Origin of the sequence: Streptomyces lydicus, from assembly GCF_004125265.1 — a bacterium.
In the GTDB taxonomy this organism is placed as follows: Bacteria; Actinomycetota; Actinomycetes; order Streptomycetales; family Streptomycetaceae; genus Streptomyces; species Streptomyces lydicus_C.
In genome coordinates this window covers 6,804,077-6,818,233 of sequence record NZ_RDTE01000003.1, presented here as the reverse complement: position 1 = coordinate 6,818,233, position 14,157 = coordinate 6,804,077, and the positions used below count along the sequence as shown (strand labels likewise).

Annotated in this window: 10 protein-coding genes and 1 pseudogene; 5 read left to right on the top strand and 6 right to left on the bottom strand. The window is 72.2% G+C overall.

The window, feature by feature from the left end:
* Positions 1 to 127: 127 nt before the first annotated feature.
* Positions 128 to 862 (bottom strand): MBL fold metallo-hydrolase, encoded by a 735-nt coding sequence (locus D9V36_RS32540; RefSeq protein WP_129296913.1) that lies wholly within the window; start codon positions 860 to 862, stop codon positions 128 to 130.
* 230 nt (positions 863 to 1,092) lie between these two features.
* Here D9V36_RS32540 and D9V36_RS32535 point away from each other — a divergent pair, with 230 nt between their 5' ends.
* Positions 1,093 to 1,581 (top strand): hypothetical protein, encoded by a 489-nt coding sequence (locus tag D9V36_RS32535; protein ID WP_129296912.1) that lies wholly within the window; start codon positions 1,093 to 1,095, stop codon positions 1,579 to 1,581.
* Between the two features lie 76 nt (positions 1,582 to 1,657).
* Positions 1,658 to 2,140, top strand: coding sequence for a PPOX class F420-dependent oxidoreductase (locus D9V36_RS32530; protein ID WP_129296911.1), 483 nt, complete (start codon positions 1,658 to 1,660; stop codon positions 2,138 to 2,140).
* 98 nt (positions 2,141 to 2,238) lie between these two features.
* Here D9V36_RS32530 and D9V36_RS32525 read toward each other — a convergent pair.
* Positions 2,239 to 2,367, bottom strand: a pseudogene (locus tag D9V36_RS32525) (SDR family oxidoreductase); the annotation flags it as partial.
* A gap of 29 nt (positions 2,368 to 2,396) precedes the next feature.
* Entirely contained in the window at positions 2,397 to 3,194 is a 798-nt protein-coding gene (locus D9V36_RS32520) for an ArsR/SmtB family transcription factor (RefSeq protein ID WP_129296910.1), read from the bottom strand.
* A 67-nt stretch (positions 3,195 to 3,261) separates the two neighbouring features.
* Here D9V36_RS32520 and D9V36_RS32515 point away from each other — a divergent pair, with 67 nt between their 5' ends.
* Positions 3,262 to 3,855: a hypothetical protein gene (locus D9V36_RS32515; RefSeq protein ID WP_129296909.1), complete on the top strand. Its 594-nt coding sequence runs from the start codon at positions 3,262 to 3,264 to the stop codon at positions 3,853 to 3,855.
* Between the two features lie 115 nt (positions 3,856 to 3,970).
* Here D9V36_RS32515 and D9V36_RS32510 read toward each other — a convergent pair whose 3' ends face one another.
* The 3 genes from D9V36_RS32510 to D9V36_RS32500 all read right to left on the bottom strand — a co-directional run bounded on the left by D9V36_RS32510 (position 3,971) and on the right by D9V36_RS32500 (position 11,058).
* Positions 3,971 to 5,431, bottom strand: coding sequence for a glutamate synthase subunit beta (locus tag D9V36_RS32510; protein ID WP_129296908.1), 1,461 nt, complete (start codon positions 5,429 to 5,431; stop codon positions 3,971 to 3,973).
* A complete protein-coding gene (gene gltB / locus D9V36_RS32505) occupies positions 5,424 to 10,037 on the bottom strand; it encodes a glutamate synthase large subunit (protein WP_129296907.1) in 4,614 nt (1,537 codons plus the stop codon). The genes D9V36_RS32510 and gltB overlap by 8 nt, the downstream gene beginning before the upstream one ends.
* 289 nt (positions 10,038 to 10,326) lie before the next feature.
* Entirely contained in the window at positions 10,327 to 11,058 is a 732-nt protein-coding gene (locus D9V36_RS32500) for a VIT1/CCC1 transporter family protein (protein ID WP_129298839.1), read from the bottom strand.
* Positions 11,059 to 11,475: 417 nt separating this feature from the next.
* Here D9V36_RS32500 and D9V36_RS32495 point away from each other — a divergent pair, with 417 nt between their 5' ends.
* Both D9V36_RS32495 and D9V36_RS32490 read left to right on the top strand, forming a co-directional pair.
* A complete protein-coding gene (locus D9V36_RS32495) occupies positions 11,476 to 12,855 on the top strand; it encodes an ADP-ribosylglycohydrolase family protein (RefSeq protein WP_241721128.1) in 1,380 nt (459 codons plus the stop codon).
* Complete coding sequence (locus D9V36_RS32490) at positions 12,852 to 14,084, top strand: CaiB/BaiF CoA transferase family protein (RefSeq protein WP_129296906.1); 1,233 nt, start codon at positions 12,852 to 12,854, stop codon at positions 14,082 to 14,084. Before D9V36_RS32495 ends, D9V36_RS32490 begins: the two co-directional genes overlap by 4 nt.
* Positions 14,085 to 14,157: the final 73 nt, after the last annotated feature.

Below are 14,157 nucleotides of genomic sequence, written 5' to 3'. Positions count from 1 at the left end.
GGGCCGGTTCGTCCTGCTGGTTCGTCCTGCCGGTTCGCCGGGCCGGTTCGCCTGCCGGGGAACACCCGCGCGAGATTACCCGTGTCCCCCGGTGCGGGGGACGCGCCGCGCCCCGCGCGGGCACCGTTCAGAGCCAGTCCTTCTCCGGTGTGGCCGCGGCCAGTACGTCCCGGGCGCCGGTGCGCAGGGGGACGCCGTGCGGTACGCAGACCGTGTCGACGTCTTCGAGGGCGGCGAGCCGCCGGAAGGACGCGATGGCCTCCTCACGTGCGACGTTGAACGGGCCGAGCACCGCGCGGCGGCCGTCGGGGTCGGTGGCGATGAGGTCGCCGGGGAAGAGCACCCGGCTCGCGGGGAGGTGCAGGGCGATCCCGCCGGGGGTGTGACCGGGGACGTGCAGCACCCGCACCTCTTCACCCCAGCCGTCGAGGGTGTCCCCGTCGTGCAGGACGGTATCGACCTCGGTATGGCGCAGCGGCGGGGTCCCGGCGGCCGCCAGGCCCGCCATGATCCCTTCGTGCAGGGACCGTTCCGCGGGGGTGGGCACCGGCTCGGGCTCCGGGGCGGTGCCACGGATGTACGGGGCGTCCAGTGCGCCGGCCAGGACACGGGCTCCGGTGGCATCGGCCAGGTCGGCGGCGGAGCCCATGTGGTCCAGGTGGGAGTGGGTGAGCACGATCTGCCGCAGCCGGCCGGGCCGGCCACCGAGTGTGGCGAGGGCGTCGAGGATGGCGGGGGCCGAACCGGGCACGCCGGTGTCGACCACCGCATAGCCGTCGTCGGGGAGGGCGACGAGGTACACGTGCCCTACGGGGAACGGGAGTTGCCAGACGGTGGGAGTGAGTGCGGTGAGGGTGTCCATGGCCCGGACGCTAGCGGGCGGGCGGTCCGCCGCCGCGGCTGTTTCACCGTGGGCGGACCGGGTTTCACCGTGAGCCGACCGGACGGCGAAGCAGCGTCTCCCCGGCCCCGGCGGCATCCACGGCACGGGCGGCAACCACGGCCACGGCGGCGTCCACGGCACCGCCGGAAAGCGGCCGGAACCTGTCTTGCGCCTGGCACGTCCCATCCGTGACACAAGGAGGCAATGTCATGCGAGGATCCCACCTCTCCCGCACCCGTACCTTCACCGCCGTGCTCGCGCTGGCGGCGGCCGGCGCCGTCACGCTGTCCGGCTGCGGCCAGAACGAGCAGAAGGTGACCCCCGCGGCACCGCCGAAGAAGCAGGATGCGTTCGAGCAGCGCGCCGATCAGATCGTGCGGGACTGGCCGAAGGTCTCCCCCGTCCACGGCCGTCAGCAGGCGCTGCTGCCGCTGGTGAAGGCGGAGCGCCCGGAGAAGACGGGGGCACGGGAGATCACCGTCACCGTCGGGCACAGCGCCTGCGATGCCCGCTTCGGGGCGCGCAGCCATGAGTCGAAGGACCTTGTGGTGATCACCGGCTGGGGCAAGCGGAAGAGCTCCAAGGGGATGTGCACCGAGCAACTGGCCACCGACAAGGTGACCGTGCACCTCAAGAGCGCGCTGGACGGCCGCAAGGTCGTGGACGCGGCGACCGGCAAGCAGCTCGTCAAGGGCTGACCTGCGGGTGCGGCGTGAGCGCGCGCCCGCTCCGCGGTTCGCGCGCACGCGCACTCCACCCCCTAGGCTCGCCCGTATGAGCCCTTCCATCGCCCGCAACACCCGTGTCGAACTGCCCGAGCTGCTGGAGTTCGTCCGCCCCCGTCACCGCGCGATCCTGCTCACCCGCCGCAGCGACGGCACCCCGCAGGGCTCACCGTTGACCTGCGGGGTGGACGACTCCGGACGGCTGGTCATGTCGACGTATCCGGAGCGCGCCAAGGTCCGCAACGTCCGCCGGGTCTCGTCGGTCAGCGTCATCGTGCTGTCCGACGAATGGAACGGCCCGTGGGTGCAGATCGACGGCGAGGCCGAGGTCATCGACGCCCCGGATTCGGTCGAGCCGCTTGTCGAGTACTACCGCAACATCGCCGGGGAGCACCCGGACTGGGACGAGTACCGGGAGGCGATGCGCACCCAGGGCAAGTCGCTGATCCGGGTGACCCCGCTGCGCTGGGGGCCGGTGGCTACCGGCGGTTTCCCGGCCCGGCTCGCGGCGGACGGCGACGACGACGCATAGTCCGTCCGTCCCGCCACGACCCGGCACGCGGCCCGGGAAGGCTGGGCAGGCCGGACCGGCCGAACACTCCGCACCGGGCAGTCCGGGCCGGGGAGGCCTCAACGGGTCCCGCGGGTACCTCCGTTGACGTTCAGCACCTGGCCGGTGACGTGCCGGGCCGCCGGCGAGGCCAGGAAGGCCACCGTGCCGGCGATGTCGGCGACGGACCCGGCGCGGCCCACCGAGGACACCCAGCGCAAGCTCGGCGACGACCGGATCAGTCAGGTCGGCGAGGGCTGAGCGTCCCGGGGCCGCCGGGCGGGGGCGGGGCGAGGGCGAGGGAGGGGAACAGTGCCTCGTCGGGCAGGCCGAGCTGCGCGCGGAAGACCGTACGGCCCGCCGCGGTGACGGTCAGGATGCGGGTGGTGACGGCCTTGACGACCCAGCCGCGTTCCAGGGCGTGGCGGTAGAGGGCGGCGCCGACCGCGCCGGAGAGATGCCGGCGGCGCACCGTCCAGTCGAGGCAGGTGCGGACATGCGCCCGGTGCGCCGCCGAGGGGTCGGTGTCGGGGATGCCGAGGGCGGTCAGCCAGCCGGCCCCCTCGACGGTCAGCACCGGGCCGTGGTCCCGCCCCAGCAGGCCGCGTTCGGTCATCGCCTCGGCGATGGCGACGCCGAGCGCGCCGGCGATGTGGTCGTAGCACGTACGGGCGTGATGCAGGGCCCTGCGGTGGTTGGCCTCGGCCAGGGAGCGGACCGGGACCCGGCGGTAGGGGGCGAGGGCGGCAAGGTTCTCCAGGGTCTCCGCGGCCTCCGGCCCGGCCAGGCGTACGTAGCGCCGCCGCCCCTGTCGCTCCTCGGCGAGCAGGCCTCCGGCGACCAGGAGGTTGAGGTGTTCGGTGGTGGTGGAGGGTGCCACCGCGGCGTATGCGGCGAGTTCACCGGCGGTCCAGGCGCCGCCGTCGAGCAGGGCCATGCAGATGGCGGCACGGGTGCGGTCCGCGAGCAGTGCCGCGAGGGCGGCCAGATCGGGGGTTTCCGCGACGCTTTCCTGATCGGCGTCCCATCGTTTCATGTACACAGAGTAACCTCTGATAACATTTCGGTGAGCACCGAATCAACCGGCTCCTATCCTCGGAGCCATGAAAGTCGCGCTGGAGAAGAGCAGTTCGGCCGCCCCGGCGCTGCTGTCCACGGAGAACGACGACGGGACATTCGTACTGGTCGAGCTGCGCATCCGGTGGGAGCTCGGACCGGCCGTCAGCGTCTGGCTGCCGGCCCGCGGCCGGACCGCGCGGAATCTCGCGGTGCGCCCGGACGTGGTCTTCAATCTGCCGCCGGACGAAGCGGGGACCGAGGAGGGGACGACGGGCGGCATGCCCTGCACCACGGATGCGCCGTGGACGGAGCCGTCCGAATTGGTGCGGCCGCCCCGACTGGCGCACTGCCCGGTGCAGTTGGAGGCCCGCCGGGTCGGGGGGCGGACGGTCACCGACGGGGCATGGACGCGGATCGAGGCGCAGGTGCTGCGGGTGCATGCCGATCCACGGTGGGTGGGGCCGCCCAGCGGCCCGGTGACCGGCGCGGCGGCGTGGCATCCGCCGGTACACGATTTCCGGCCGTCGGGCACTCCCCCGCCGCAGGCCGTGCCGGTGCCCGCGCGGGAGATGGCACGGCAGTGGGAGCGGCGCTTCCCGGCCGGGAGCGGTGGCTTGCAGGGCGCCCGGGGCACCTGATCCGGGGACCGGGAGGTGTCCGCACAGGCCCGCGGCGCCTGCCCTCCCGGTCGGGGGAGGGGGACAGGCGCCGCGGTTGTTCCGTACGACGTTGTACGGGACATCGGGGGACGGATCACACGGTCAGTGCGCGGTCCGTCGGCTTGATGGGAGCCGGCAGGGCGCTGACTCCGGTGAGGAAGCGGTCCACGCCCTTGGCCGCGGAACGGCCCTCGGCGATGGCCCACACGATCAGCGACTGGCCGCGGCCGGCGTCACCGGCGACGTACACGCCGGGGACGTTGGTGGCGAAGTCCGCGTCGCGGGCGATGTTGCCGCGCTCGTCGAGCTCCAGGCCGAACTGCTCGACCAGGCCGTTCTCCTGGTCGGTGCCGGTGAAGCCCATGGCGAGGGTGACCAGCTGGGCCGGGATCTTCCGCTCGGTGCCGGGCTTCGGCTCCGGGCGGCCGTCCTTGAACTCCACCTCGGTCAGGTGCAGCCACTGGACGTTGCCGTCCTCGTCGCCCTCGAAGTGGGTGGTGGAGACGGAGTAGATCCGCTCGCCGCCCTCCTCGTGCGCGGAGGTGACCTTGTAGAGCATCGGGAAGGTCGGCCAGGGCTGGCCCGGGTTCCGCTCGTCGCCCGGCTTGCCCATGATCTCCAGCTGGGTGACCGAGGCCGCGCCCTGGCGGTGGGCGGTGCCGACGCAGTCCGCGCCGGTGTCGCCGCCGCCGATGACGACCACGTGCTTGCCCTCGGCGCTGATCGGGGCGACGGTCAGGTCACCCTCCTGCACCTTGTTGGCCAGCGGCAGGTACTCCATCGCGAAGTGGATGCCGTTCAGCTCGCGGCCGGGCACCGGAAGGTCGCGGGAGGTGGTGGAGCCGGCGGCGATGACCACGGCGTCGTAGCGCTTGCGCAGCTTCTTCGCGTCGAGGTCCCGGCCGATCTCCACCTCGGTGCGGAACTTGGTGCCCTCCGCGCGCATCTGCTCGATGCGGCGGTTGATGTGCCGCTTCTCCATCTTGAACTCGGGGATGCCGTAGCGGAGAAGACCGCCGATACGGTCCGCGCGCTCGTAGACGGCGACGGTGTGGCCGGCCCGGGTCAGCTGCTGGGCGGCGGCCAGGCCCGCGGGGCCCGAGCCGATGACGGCGACGGTCTTGCCGGACAGGCGCTCGGGCGGCTGCGGGGTGACGTCGCCGTTGTCCCACGCCTTGTCGATGATGGAGACCTCGACGTTCTTGATGGTCACCGGCGGCTGGTTGATGCCCAGCACACAGGCGGCCTCGCAGGGCGCGGGGCAGAGGCGACCGGTGAACTCCGGGAAGTTGTTGGTCGCGTGCAGCCGCTCGCTGGCCTCGGTCCAGTCCTCGCGGTAGGCGTAGTCGTTCCACTCGGGGATGAGGTTTCCGAGCGGGCAGCCGTTGTGGCAGAACGGGATGCCGCAGTCCATGCAGCGCGACGCCTGCTTGCTGATGATCGGCAGCAGGGAGCCGGGCTGGTAGACCTCGTTCCAGTCCTTGACGCGCTCCTCGACGGGGCGGGTCTTGGCGATCTCGCGCTCGTGGTTCAGGAAGCCCTTGGGGTCAGCCATTGGTCGCCGCCTCCATCATCTTCTCGTGGGTCTCGGACTCGGAGAGTCCGGCCTGCTCAGCGGCGTCCTTGGCGACGAGCACTGCCTGGTAGGTGGGCGGGATGACCTTGCTGAAACGTGCGGCCGCGGCATCCCAGTCGGCGAGGAGCTTGGCGGCGACGGTCGAGCCGGTCTCCTCCTGGTGGCGCTGCACGACGTCGTGCAGCCACTGCTTGTCGGCGTCGTCCAGCGGGTTCACCGCGTCGACGAGCTCCTTGTTGACGTTGGCCGGGTCGAGGTCGATGACGTAGGCGAAGCCGCCGGACATACCGGCCGCGAAGTTGCGGCCCGTCTCGCCCAGGACGACCGCGTTACCGCCGGTCATGTACTCGCAGCCGTGGTCGCCGACGCCCTCGGAGACCACCGTGGCACCGGAGTTGCGGACGCAGAAGCGTTCGCCGACCCGGCCGCGCAGGTACAGCTCGCCGCCGGTGGCGCCGTAGGCGAGGGTGTTGCCGGCGATGGTGGAGTACTCGGCGAGGTGGTCGGCGCCGCGGTCCGGGCGGACCACGACCCGGCCGCCCGACAGGCCCTTGCCGACGTAGTCGTTGGCGTCGCCCTCCAGCCGCAGGGTGATGCCGCGCGGCAGGAACGCACCGAAGGACTGGCCGGCCGAGCCGGTGAAGGTGATGTCGATGGTGTCGTCGGGCAGGCCCGCGCCACCGAACTTCTTGGTGACCTCGTGGCCGAGCATGGTGCCGACGGTCCGGTTGATGTTCCGGATCGCGATCTGCGCCCGGACCGGCTGGGCGGCTTCGGCGCTGTCCGCGGCCAGGGCGTCGGCGGCGAGCTTGATCAGCTCGTTGTCGAGCGCCTTCTCCAGGCCGTGGTCCTGCTCGATGACCTGGTGGCGCACGGCGCCCTCGGCCAGCTCGGGGACGTGCAGCAGCGGGGCCAGGTCCAGGCCCTGCGCCTTCCAGTGGTCCACCGCGCGGGAGGTGTTCAGCAGCTCGGCGTGGCCGATGGCCTCGTCGAGGGTGCGGAAGCCCAGCTCGGCCAGCAGCTCGCGGACCTCTTCGGCGATGAACTGGAAGAAGTTGACGATGTACTCGGCCTTGCCGCTGAACCGCTCGCGCAGCGTCGGGTTCTGGGTGGCGATACCGACCGGGCAGGTGTCCAGGTGGCACACCCGCATCATGACGCAGCCGGAGACGACCAGCGGTGCGGTGGCGAAGCCGAACTCCTCGGCGCCCAGCAGGGCGGCGATGACGACATCGCGGCCGGTCTTGAGCTGGCCGTCGGTCTGCACCACGATGCGGTCGCGCAGGCCGTTGAGCAGCAGCGTCTGCTGGGTCTCGGCCAGGCCCAGCTCCCAGGGGCCGCCCGCGTGCTTGAGGGAGGTCAGCGGCGAGGCGCCCGTACCGCCGTCGTGGCCGGAGATCAGGACCACGTCCGCGTGCGCCTTGGAGACACCCGCGGCGACCGTGCCGACGCCGACCTCGGAGACCAGCTTCACGTGGATGCGGGCGGCCGGGTTGGCGTTCTTGAGGTCGTGGATCAGCTGAGCCAGATCCTCGATGGAGTAGATGTCGTGGTGCGGCGGCGGGGAGATCAGGCCGACGCCCGGGGTGGAGTGCCGGGTCTTGGCGACCCACGGGTAGACCTTGTGGCCGGGCAGCTGGCCGCCCTCGCCGGGCTTGGCGCCCTGGGCCATCTTGATCTGGATGTCGTCGGAGTTGACCAGGTACTCCGAGGTCACACCGAAGCGGCCGGAGGCGACCTGCTTGATGGAGGAGCGGCGCGCCGGGTCGTAGAGACGGTCCGGGTCCTCGCCGCCCTCACCGGTGTTGGACTTGCCGCCCAGCTGGTTCATGGCGATGGCGAGGGTCTCGTGCGCCTCCTGGGAGATGGAGCCGTACGACATGGCGCCGGTGGAGAAGCGCTTGACGATCTCGGACGCCGGCTCGACCTCCTCGATCGGGATCGAGGGGCGCTCGGCGGCGAAGGAGAACAGGCCGCGCAGCGTCATCAGCCGCTCGGACTGCTCGTTCACCCGGTCCGTGTACTGCTTGAAGATGTCGTAGCGGCGCGAGCGGGTGGAGTGCTGGAGCCGGAAGACGGTGTCCGGGTCGAAGAGGTGCGGCTCGCCCTCGCGGCGCCACTGGTACTCGCCGCCGATGTCCAGCGCGCGGTGGGTGGCGGCGATGCCGGAGGCCGGGTAGGCCTTGGCGTGCCGCGCCGCGACCTCCTTGGCGATGACGTCCAGGCCCGCGCCGCCGATCTTGGTGGCGGTGCCGTGGAAGTACCGGGCGACGAACTCCTCGTCCAGGCCGACGGCCTCGAAGACCTGCGCGCCCCGGTAGGAGGCGACGGTGGAGATGCCCATCTTGGACATGACCTTCAGGACGCCCTTGCCGAGCGCCTTGATCAGGTTCTTGATCGCGGCCTCGGCCTCGATGCCCGGCAGGAAGGTACCGGCGCGGACCAGGTCCTCGACCGACTCCATGGCCAGGTAGGGGTTGACGGCCGCGGCGCCGAACCCGATGAGCAGCGCGACGTGGTGCACCTCGCGCACATCACCGGCCTCGACGAGCAGACCGACCTGGGTGCGCTCCTTGGTGCCGATGAGGTGGTGGTGGACCGCGGCGGTGAGCAGCAGCGACGGGATCGGCGCGTGCTCGGCGTCGGAGTGGCGGTCGGAGAGCACGATCAGCCGGGCGCCGTCGTCGATGGCGGCGTCCGCCTCGGCGCAGATCTGCTCGATCCGGGCGGCCAGCGACTCGCCGCCGCCGGAGACCCGGTAGAGGCCGGAGAGGGTCACGGCCTTCATGCCGGGCATGTCGCCGTCGGCGTTGATGTGGACGAGCTTGGCCAGCTCGTCGTTGTCGATGACCGGGAACGGCAGGGTCACGCTGCGGCAGGAGGCCGCGCTCGGCTCCAGGAGGTTGCCCTGCGGGCCGAGGGAGGAGATCAGCGAGGTGACCAGCTCCTCGCGGATGGCGTCCAGCGGCGGGTTGGTGACCTGCGCGAAGAGCTGGGTGAAGTAGTCGAAGAGCAGCCGGGGGCGCTCGGACAGCGCGGCGATCGGCGAGTCGGTGCCCATCGAGCCGATGGGCTCGGCGCCGGCCTTGGCCATCGGGGCGAGGATGACGCGCAGCTCTTCCTCGGTGTAACCGAAGGTCTGCTGGCGGCGGGTGACCGAGGCGTGGGTGTGCACGATGTGCTCACGCTCGGGCAGGTCGGCGAGCTCGATCAGACCGGAGTCCAGCCACTCCTGGTAGGGGTGCTCGGCGGCGAGCTGCGCCTTGATCTCGTCGTCCTCGATGATGCGGCCCTCGGCGGTGTCCACGAGGAACATCCGGCCGGGCTGCAGGCGGCCCTTGCGGACCACCTTCGCGGGGTCGATGTCCAGGACGCCGACCTCGGAGGAGAGCACGACCAGGCCGTCGTCGGTGACCCAGTAGCGGCCGGGGCGCAGACCGTTGCGGTCGAGGACCGCGCCGACCTGGATGCCGTCGGTGAAGGTGACGCAGGCCGGGCCGTCCCAGGGCTCCATCATCGTGGAGTGGTACTGGTAGAAGGCGCGCCGGGCCGGGTCCATGGAGGGGGAGTTCTCCCACGCCTCGGGGACCATCATCAGCACCGAGTGCGGCAGTGAGCGGCCGCCGAGGTGGAGCAGCTCCAGGACCTCGTCGAAGGAGGCGGAGTCGGAGGCGTCCGGGGTGCAGACCGGGAACAGCCGCTCCAGGTTCTCGGCGTTCTCCTTGCCGAAGAGCTTGGTGGCCAGCTGCGACTCGCGGGCCCGCATCCAGTTGCGGTTGCCCTTGACCGTGTTGATCTCGCCGTTGTGCGCGACGAAGCGGTACGGGTGGGCGAGCGGCCAGCTCGGGAAGGTGTTGGTGGAGAACCGCGAGTGGACCAGCGCGACGGCGGTGGCGAAGCGGCGGTCGGACAGGTCGGGGAAGAAGGGCTCCAGCTGGCCGGTGGTCAGCATGCCCTTGTAGACGATCGTGCGGGCGGACAGCGAGGGGAAGTAGACCCCGGCCTCCCGCTCGGCGCGCTTGCGCAGCGCGAAGGCCTTGCGGTCCAGGGCCAGACCGGTGTTCTCCCCGTCGCTCACGAAGATCTGGGAGAAGGCCGGCATGGTGGCGCGGGCGCCGTTGCCGAGCAGCTGCGGGGCGACCGGGACCACCCGCCAGCCGATGACGTCCAGGCCCTCTTCGCCGGCGATCGTCTCGATGCGCGAGACGGCGTCGGCCGCTTCCCGGGCGTCGGACGGCAGGAAGGCGATGCCGACGGCGTAGGCGCCGGCCTCGGGGAGCTCGAAGGTGACGTTCTCGCGAAGGAACGCGTCCGGCACCTGGAGCAGGATGCCGGCGCCGTCACCCGAGTCGGGCTCGGAGCCGGTGGCACCGCGGTGCTCCAGATTCGTCAGGACGGTGAGTGCCTGCTCGACCAGTGCGTGGCTGGCCTCGCCGGTGAGGGTGGCCACAAAGCCGACGCCACAGGCGTCGTGCTCGTTGCGCGGGTCGTACATGCCCTGCTGGGCAGGGCGGCCGTCCATGGGCGACCAGGCGGCGGCGCTGGCGCTGCTGGTGGTCGCGGAGTGCGTGGACGCGAGACGCATCGGCTCTCCCAACGTCGTCGTGGCATAGGCATTGCCGAGGGACGACGTTGGCCCTCCGCGAAATTTCGTGCAGGTTACAGGATGACTCCCTTCTCAAAAAGCGAAAAGGGGCTTCCAACATGCGGACACCGCACGGGCGGTGAGTCAGTGCACGGACGGAATCCAGGCCGTCCCACAAGGCGGCGTTCGGCGAGCGACGTTGCCCGCGACGCCTGGGCCTTATGCCCGGTCGTCAACAAAACGAAACCGCTGGGTAACGCGGTAATTATGCGGTCACCCGTATGACACGTCAGCCTACGACGGTTCCGAACAGTGCTCCCAGGGCGTACGTCACACCCGCGGCCGCGCCGCCCAGGGTCAGCTGCCGCAGCCCGCTGAACCACCAGGAACGCGCCGTCACCCGCGCCACGACGGCACCGCAGGCGAAGAGTCCGACCAGCGCGAGCAGCACCGCGGGCCAGATCGCGGACGCCCCCAGCAGGTAAGGAAGGACAGGCAGCAGCGCACCCAGCGCAAACGATCCGAAGGAGGAGACTGCGGCGACGGTGGGCGAAGGAAGGTCGGACGGGTCGATCCCCAGCTCCTCGCGCGCATGGATCTCCAGGGCCTGCTCCGGGTCCCGGGACAGCTGCGCCGCGACCTGCCGGGCGAGCGCCGGCTCGACCCCGCGGGACTCGTAGAGCGCCGCCAGCTCCTCCAGCTCGTCCTTCGGGTGCTTGCGCAGCTCGGACCGCTCGATGTCCAGCTCGGCCTGCACCAGCTCACGCTGCGAGGCGACCGAGGTGTACTCCCCCGCGGCCATCGAGAAGGCGCCGGCGGCCAGCCCCGCCAGGCCGGTGATGATGATCGTCTGCTGCGACAGCGCACCGCCGGCGACACCCGTCATCAGGGCGAGGTTCGAGACCAGCCCATCCATCGCACCGAAGACGGCGGGGCGCAGCCAGCCGCCGTTCACATCGCGGTGGGTGTGGTTGTCGCGGTGGGCCACATGCGTCGGCGCCGCGGCATCCATGATCTCCATGACGGACATATCGGTACCTACTCCCTGCAGCGAGGTGTGGGCCGATGGCGGCGCTTCCCCCTTCAACACCTCGAAGTTATGCGCGCAGCACCCTCCGCCGCTAGCAAGGAAGGCCGAACTTACCGCGCTGACCTGCGGTTTTTCCTTGAGGTGGGTGATGAGATCCGGGTCACACCCCGTTTTCGGACCCTCGGGCGGTCCGGTTCCGGGTGCCGTACGGGGGAGTCGACCGGGTGACCCTGCCGCCCGGGACAGGAGAGCCGGGGCGCCGCGTGGCACGGATACAGCGCGGCGGTCCGAAACCGTCCCGGCGCCCCAGGTCACCGGGACGGCCGTTCCGCCGGCCCGCCCCGTTGCCGTCCCGGCGCCCTTCCGGCCGCCTCCCCCTCCCCCGCCCGTGGAAGGACTCACCCGCAGATGACGTACGCAAGCGAGCAGACACCGGCCGCGGCGCCGGAGACGAGGCCGGAGGCGAGGCCGGCCTCGGCACCGGATACGCCGGGTGCACCGGCTTCGCCGGACGCACCGGACGCCTCCGACGCGGGGGCCGTCCGGACCCTCACGGCCCGCACCGTCCCGCCGGTCGCCGAACCGTCGCCCGCGGGGCCGGTGCCGCCCGCCGTCCCGGCCCCGCCGTCCCTGGAGGACCGGGCGGCCGGCTGCCTGGTCGGCGCCGCCGTCGGCGATGCGCTCGGCGGGCCCGTGCAGGGCTGGTCGCCGGAGGAGATCGTCAAACGGCACGGCGGCCGGGTCGAGGGCATCGTCGGACCGTTCCACGACAACTGGCGCACCGCCCGCCCGCTCACGCCGTTCCACAAGGGCGACGGCCACGTCACCGACGACACCCTGATGACACATGCGCTGGTGCGGGTCTACGAGACGGTGCGCGACCACCTCGACGCCTATGACATCGCCGACCACCTCGTCCCGGACCTGATCGGCACCCCGCGCTGGATCCCGGAACTGGAGACCGAGGCGCTGCCGCTGCAGCGGATCTTCCTCGCCGAGAAGTGGATCGTGGCGCGGCTGCACTACGGGCACGCGGACCCCCGCGAGGCGGGCGTCGGCAATATCGTCAACTGTGGTGCGGCGATGTACATGGCTCCGGTCGGCATCGTCAACGCCGGCAACCCGGACCGGGCGTACGCCGAGGCGCTGGACATCGCCGGTGCGCACCAGGCCTCCTACGGGCGGGAGGCGGCGGGGGTGTTCGCCGCGGCCGTGGCCGCCGCGTTCCTGCCGGACGCCACCCCGTCCTCGGTCGTCGTCCAGGCGCTGCGGCTGGCCAAGGACGGCACCCGCGCCGCGATCGAGGCGGTCTGCGAAGCCGCGTCGTCGGTCACCGAAGCCGAGTCGGCACCGGCGCCGCTGCGGGCGGCCGTCGCCCCCTTCGACACGGTGGGCCCGGACTACCGCAACCCGTCGCTCGGCGCCCGGCGGCCCTCCCGGCTGCACGCCGTCGAGGAACTTCCCATCGCCCTGGGCATGTTGCTGACCGGTGGCGGCGACTACCGGGCCACGGTCCTCGGCGCGGTCAACTACGGCCGCGACTGCGACTCGATCGCCACGATGTGCGGCGCGCTGGTCGGCGCCCTGCGCGGCGCGGCGGCGGTACCGGCCGAGTGGAGCGAGGAGGTCGCCCGCGCCAGCCGTCTCGATCTGCAGGCGCCCGGGGCCGCGCTGGCCACCGTCGCCCGCGAGGTCTTCACCCGTGACCGGGCCCGTGCCCGCACCCACGAGCAGGCCTTCACCGCGATCTCGGCCATCCCCGCGATGACGGAGGCGGGCGGACGGTGACGGCCACCGGGGCCGGCGCCCGGCCCGATGGTGCGGCGCCCTCCCCCGGTCCGCTCGCCGGGCTGCGGGTGCTCGATCTCGCCACGCTGTTCGCCGGTCCGCTCGCCGCCACCCTGCTGGGGGACTACGGCGCCGAGGTGATCAAGGTCGAGCATCCGCACCGCCCCGACCCGTCACGCGGCCACGGGCCCGCCAAGGACGGCATCGGACTGTGGTGGAAGCTGCTGGGCCGCAACAAGAAGACCGTCACCCTCGATCTCTCCCACCCGGAGGGCCGGGAGGTCCTGCTGCGGCTGGCCGCCGGGGCCGACGTCGTCATCGAGAACTTCCGGCCCGGGACCCTGGAGCGCTGGGGGCTGGGCTGGGACGAGCTGTCCGCGCGCCGTCCGGGGCTGGTGCTGGCGCGGGTCACCGGCTTCGGGCAGTTCGGCCCGTATGCCCGGCGCCCCGGGTTCGGCACCCTGGCCGAGGCGATGAGCGGCTTCGCCGCGATCACCGGTGAGCCGGACGGCCCGCCGACCCTGCCGCCGTTCGGCCTCGCCGACGCGGTCGCCGCGCTGACCACGTCGTACGCCGTGATGGCCGCACTGCACGCCCGGGCGGCGACCGGCCGCGGCCAGGTCATCGACCTGGCGCTGATCGAACCGATGCTGACCGTCCTCGGCCCCCAGCCGCTCTGGTACGACCAGCTCGGCCACCTCCAGCCGCGGACCGGCAACCGGTCCCCCAATGTCGCGCCGCGCAACACCTACCGCACCGCCGACGGCTCCTGGGTGGCGGTCTCCACCTCGGCCGAGTCGGTCGCCGCGCGGGTGATGCGGCTGGTCGGCCGGCCCGAGGTGATCGACGAGCCCTGGTTCGCGACCGGCGAGGGGCGTGCCCGGCACGCCGATGAGCTCGATGCGGCGGTCGCCGGCTGGATCGCCCGGCACGACCGGGCCGAGGTGCTGGCCGCCTTCGAGAAGGCCGAAGCGGCGGTGGCACCCGTCTACGACATCCGCGAGGTGATGGCGGATCCGCAGTACCGGGCGCTGGGAACGATCACCGAGGTCCCGGACGACGAACTCGGCACCGTCCGGATGCAGAACGTCCTCTTCCGGCTCTCCGAAACACCGGGCGCCATCCGGTGGGCGGGGCGCCCGCACGGCGCGGACACGGACGAGGTGCTCGCCGGGATCGGCCTGACCGGTCCCGAGATCGAGGGGCTGCGCGCGTCGGGGGTGCTGTGACGGTGGCGCCCCCCGGCCCCCGGCCGGCGGGGCCCGGCGGGTGCGGGAGCCGGCCGGGCGACGGTGCTGACGG

Coding starts and splice junctions, on each gene's coding strand:
- D9V36_RS32515 (WP_129296909.1), top strand. CDS start 3,262: ATGAAAGTCGCGCTGGAGAAGAGCAGTTCGGCCGCCCCGGCGCTGCTG.
- D9V36_RS32530 (WP_129296911.1), top strand. CDS start 1,658: ATGAGCCCTTCCATCGCCCGCAACACCCGTGTCGAACTGCCCGAGCTG.
- D9V36_RS32540 (WP_129296913.1), bottom strand. CDS start 862: ATGGACACCCTCACCGCACTCACTCCCACCGTCTGGCAACTCCCGTTC.
- D9V36_RS32510 (WP_129296908.1), bottom strand. CDS start 5,431: ATGGCTGACCCCAAGGGCTTCCTGAACCACGAGCGCGAGATCGCCAAG.
- D9V36_RS32520 (WP_129296910.1), bottom strand. CDS start 3,194: ATGAAACGATGGGACGCCGATCAGGAAAGCGTCGCGGAAACCCCCGAT.
- D9V36_RS32495 (WP_241721128.1), top strand. CDS start 11,476: ATGACGTACGCAAGCGAGCAGACACCGGCCGCGGCGCCGGAGACGAGG.
- gltB (WP_129296907.1), bottom strand. CDS start 10,037: ATGCGTCTCGCGTCCACGCACTCCGCGACCACCAGCAGCGCCAGCGCC.
- D9V36_RS32535 (WP_129296912.1), top strand. CDS start 1,093: ATGCGAGGATCCCACCTCTCCCGCACCCGTACCTTCACCGCCGTGCTC.
- D9V36_RS32500 (WP_129298839.1), bottom strand. CDS start 11,058: ATGGAGATCATGGATGCCGCGGCGCCGACGCATGTGGCCCACCGCGAC.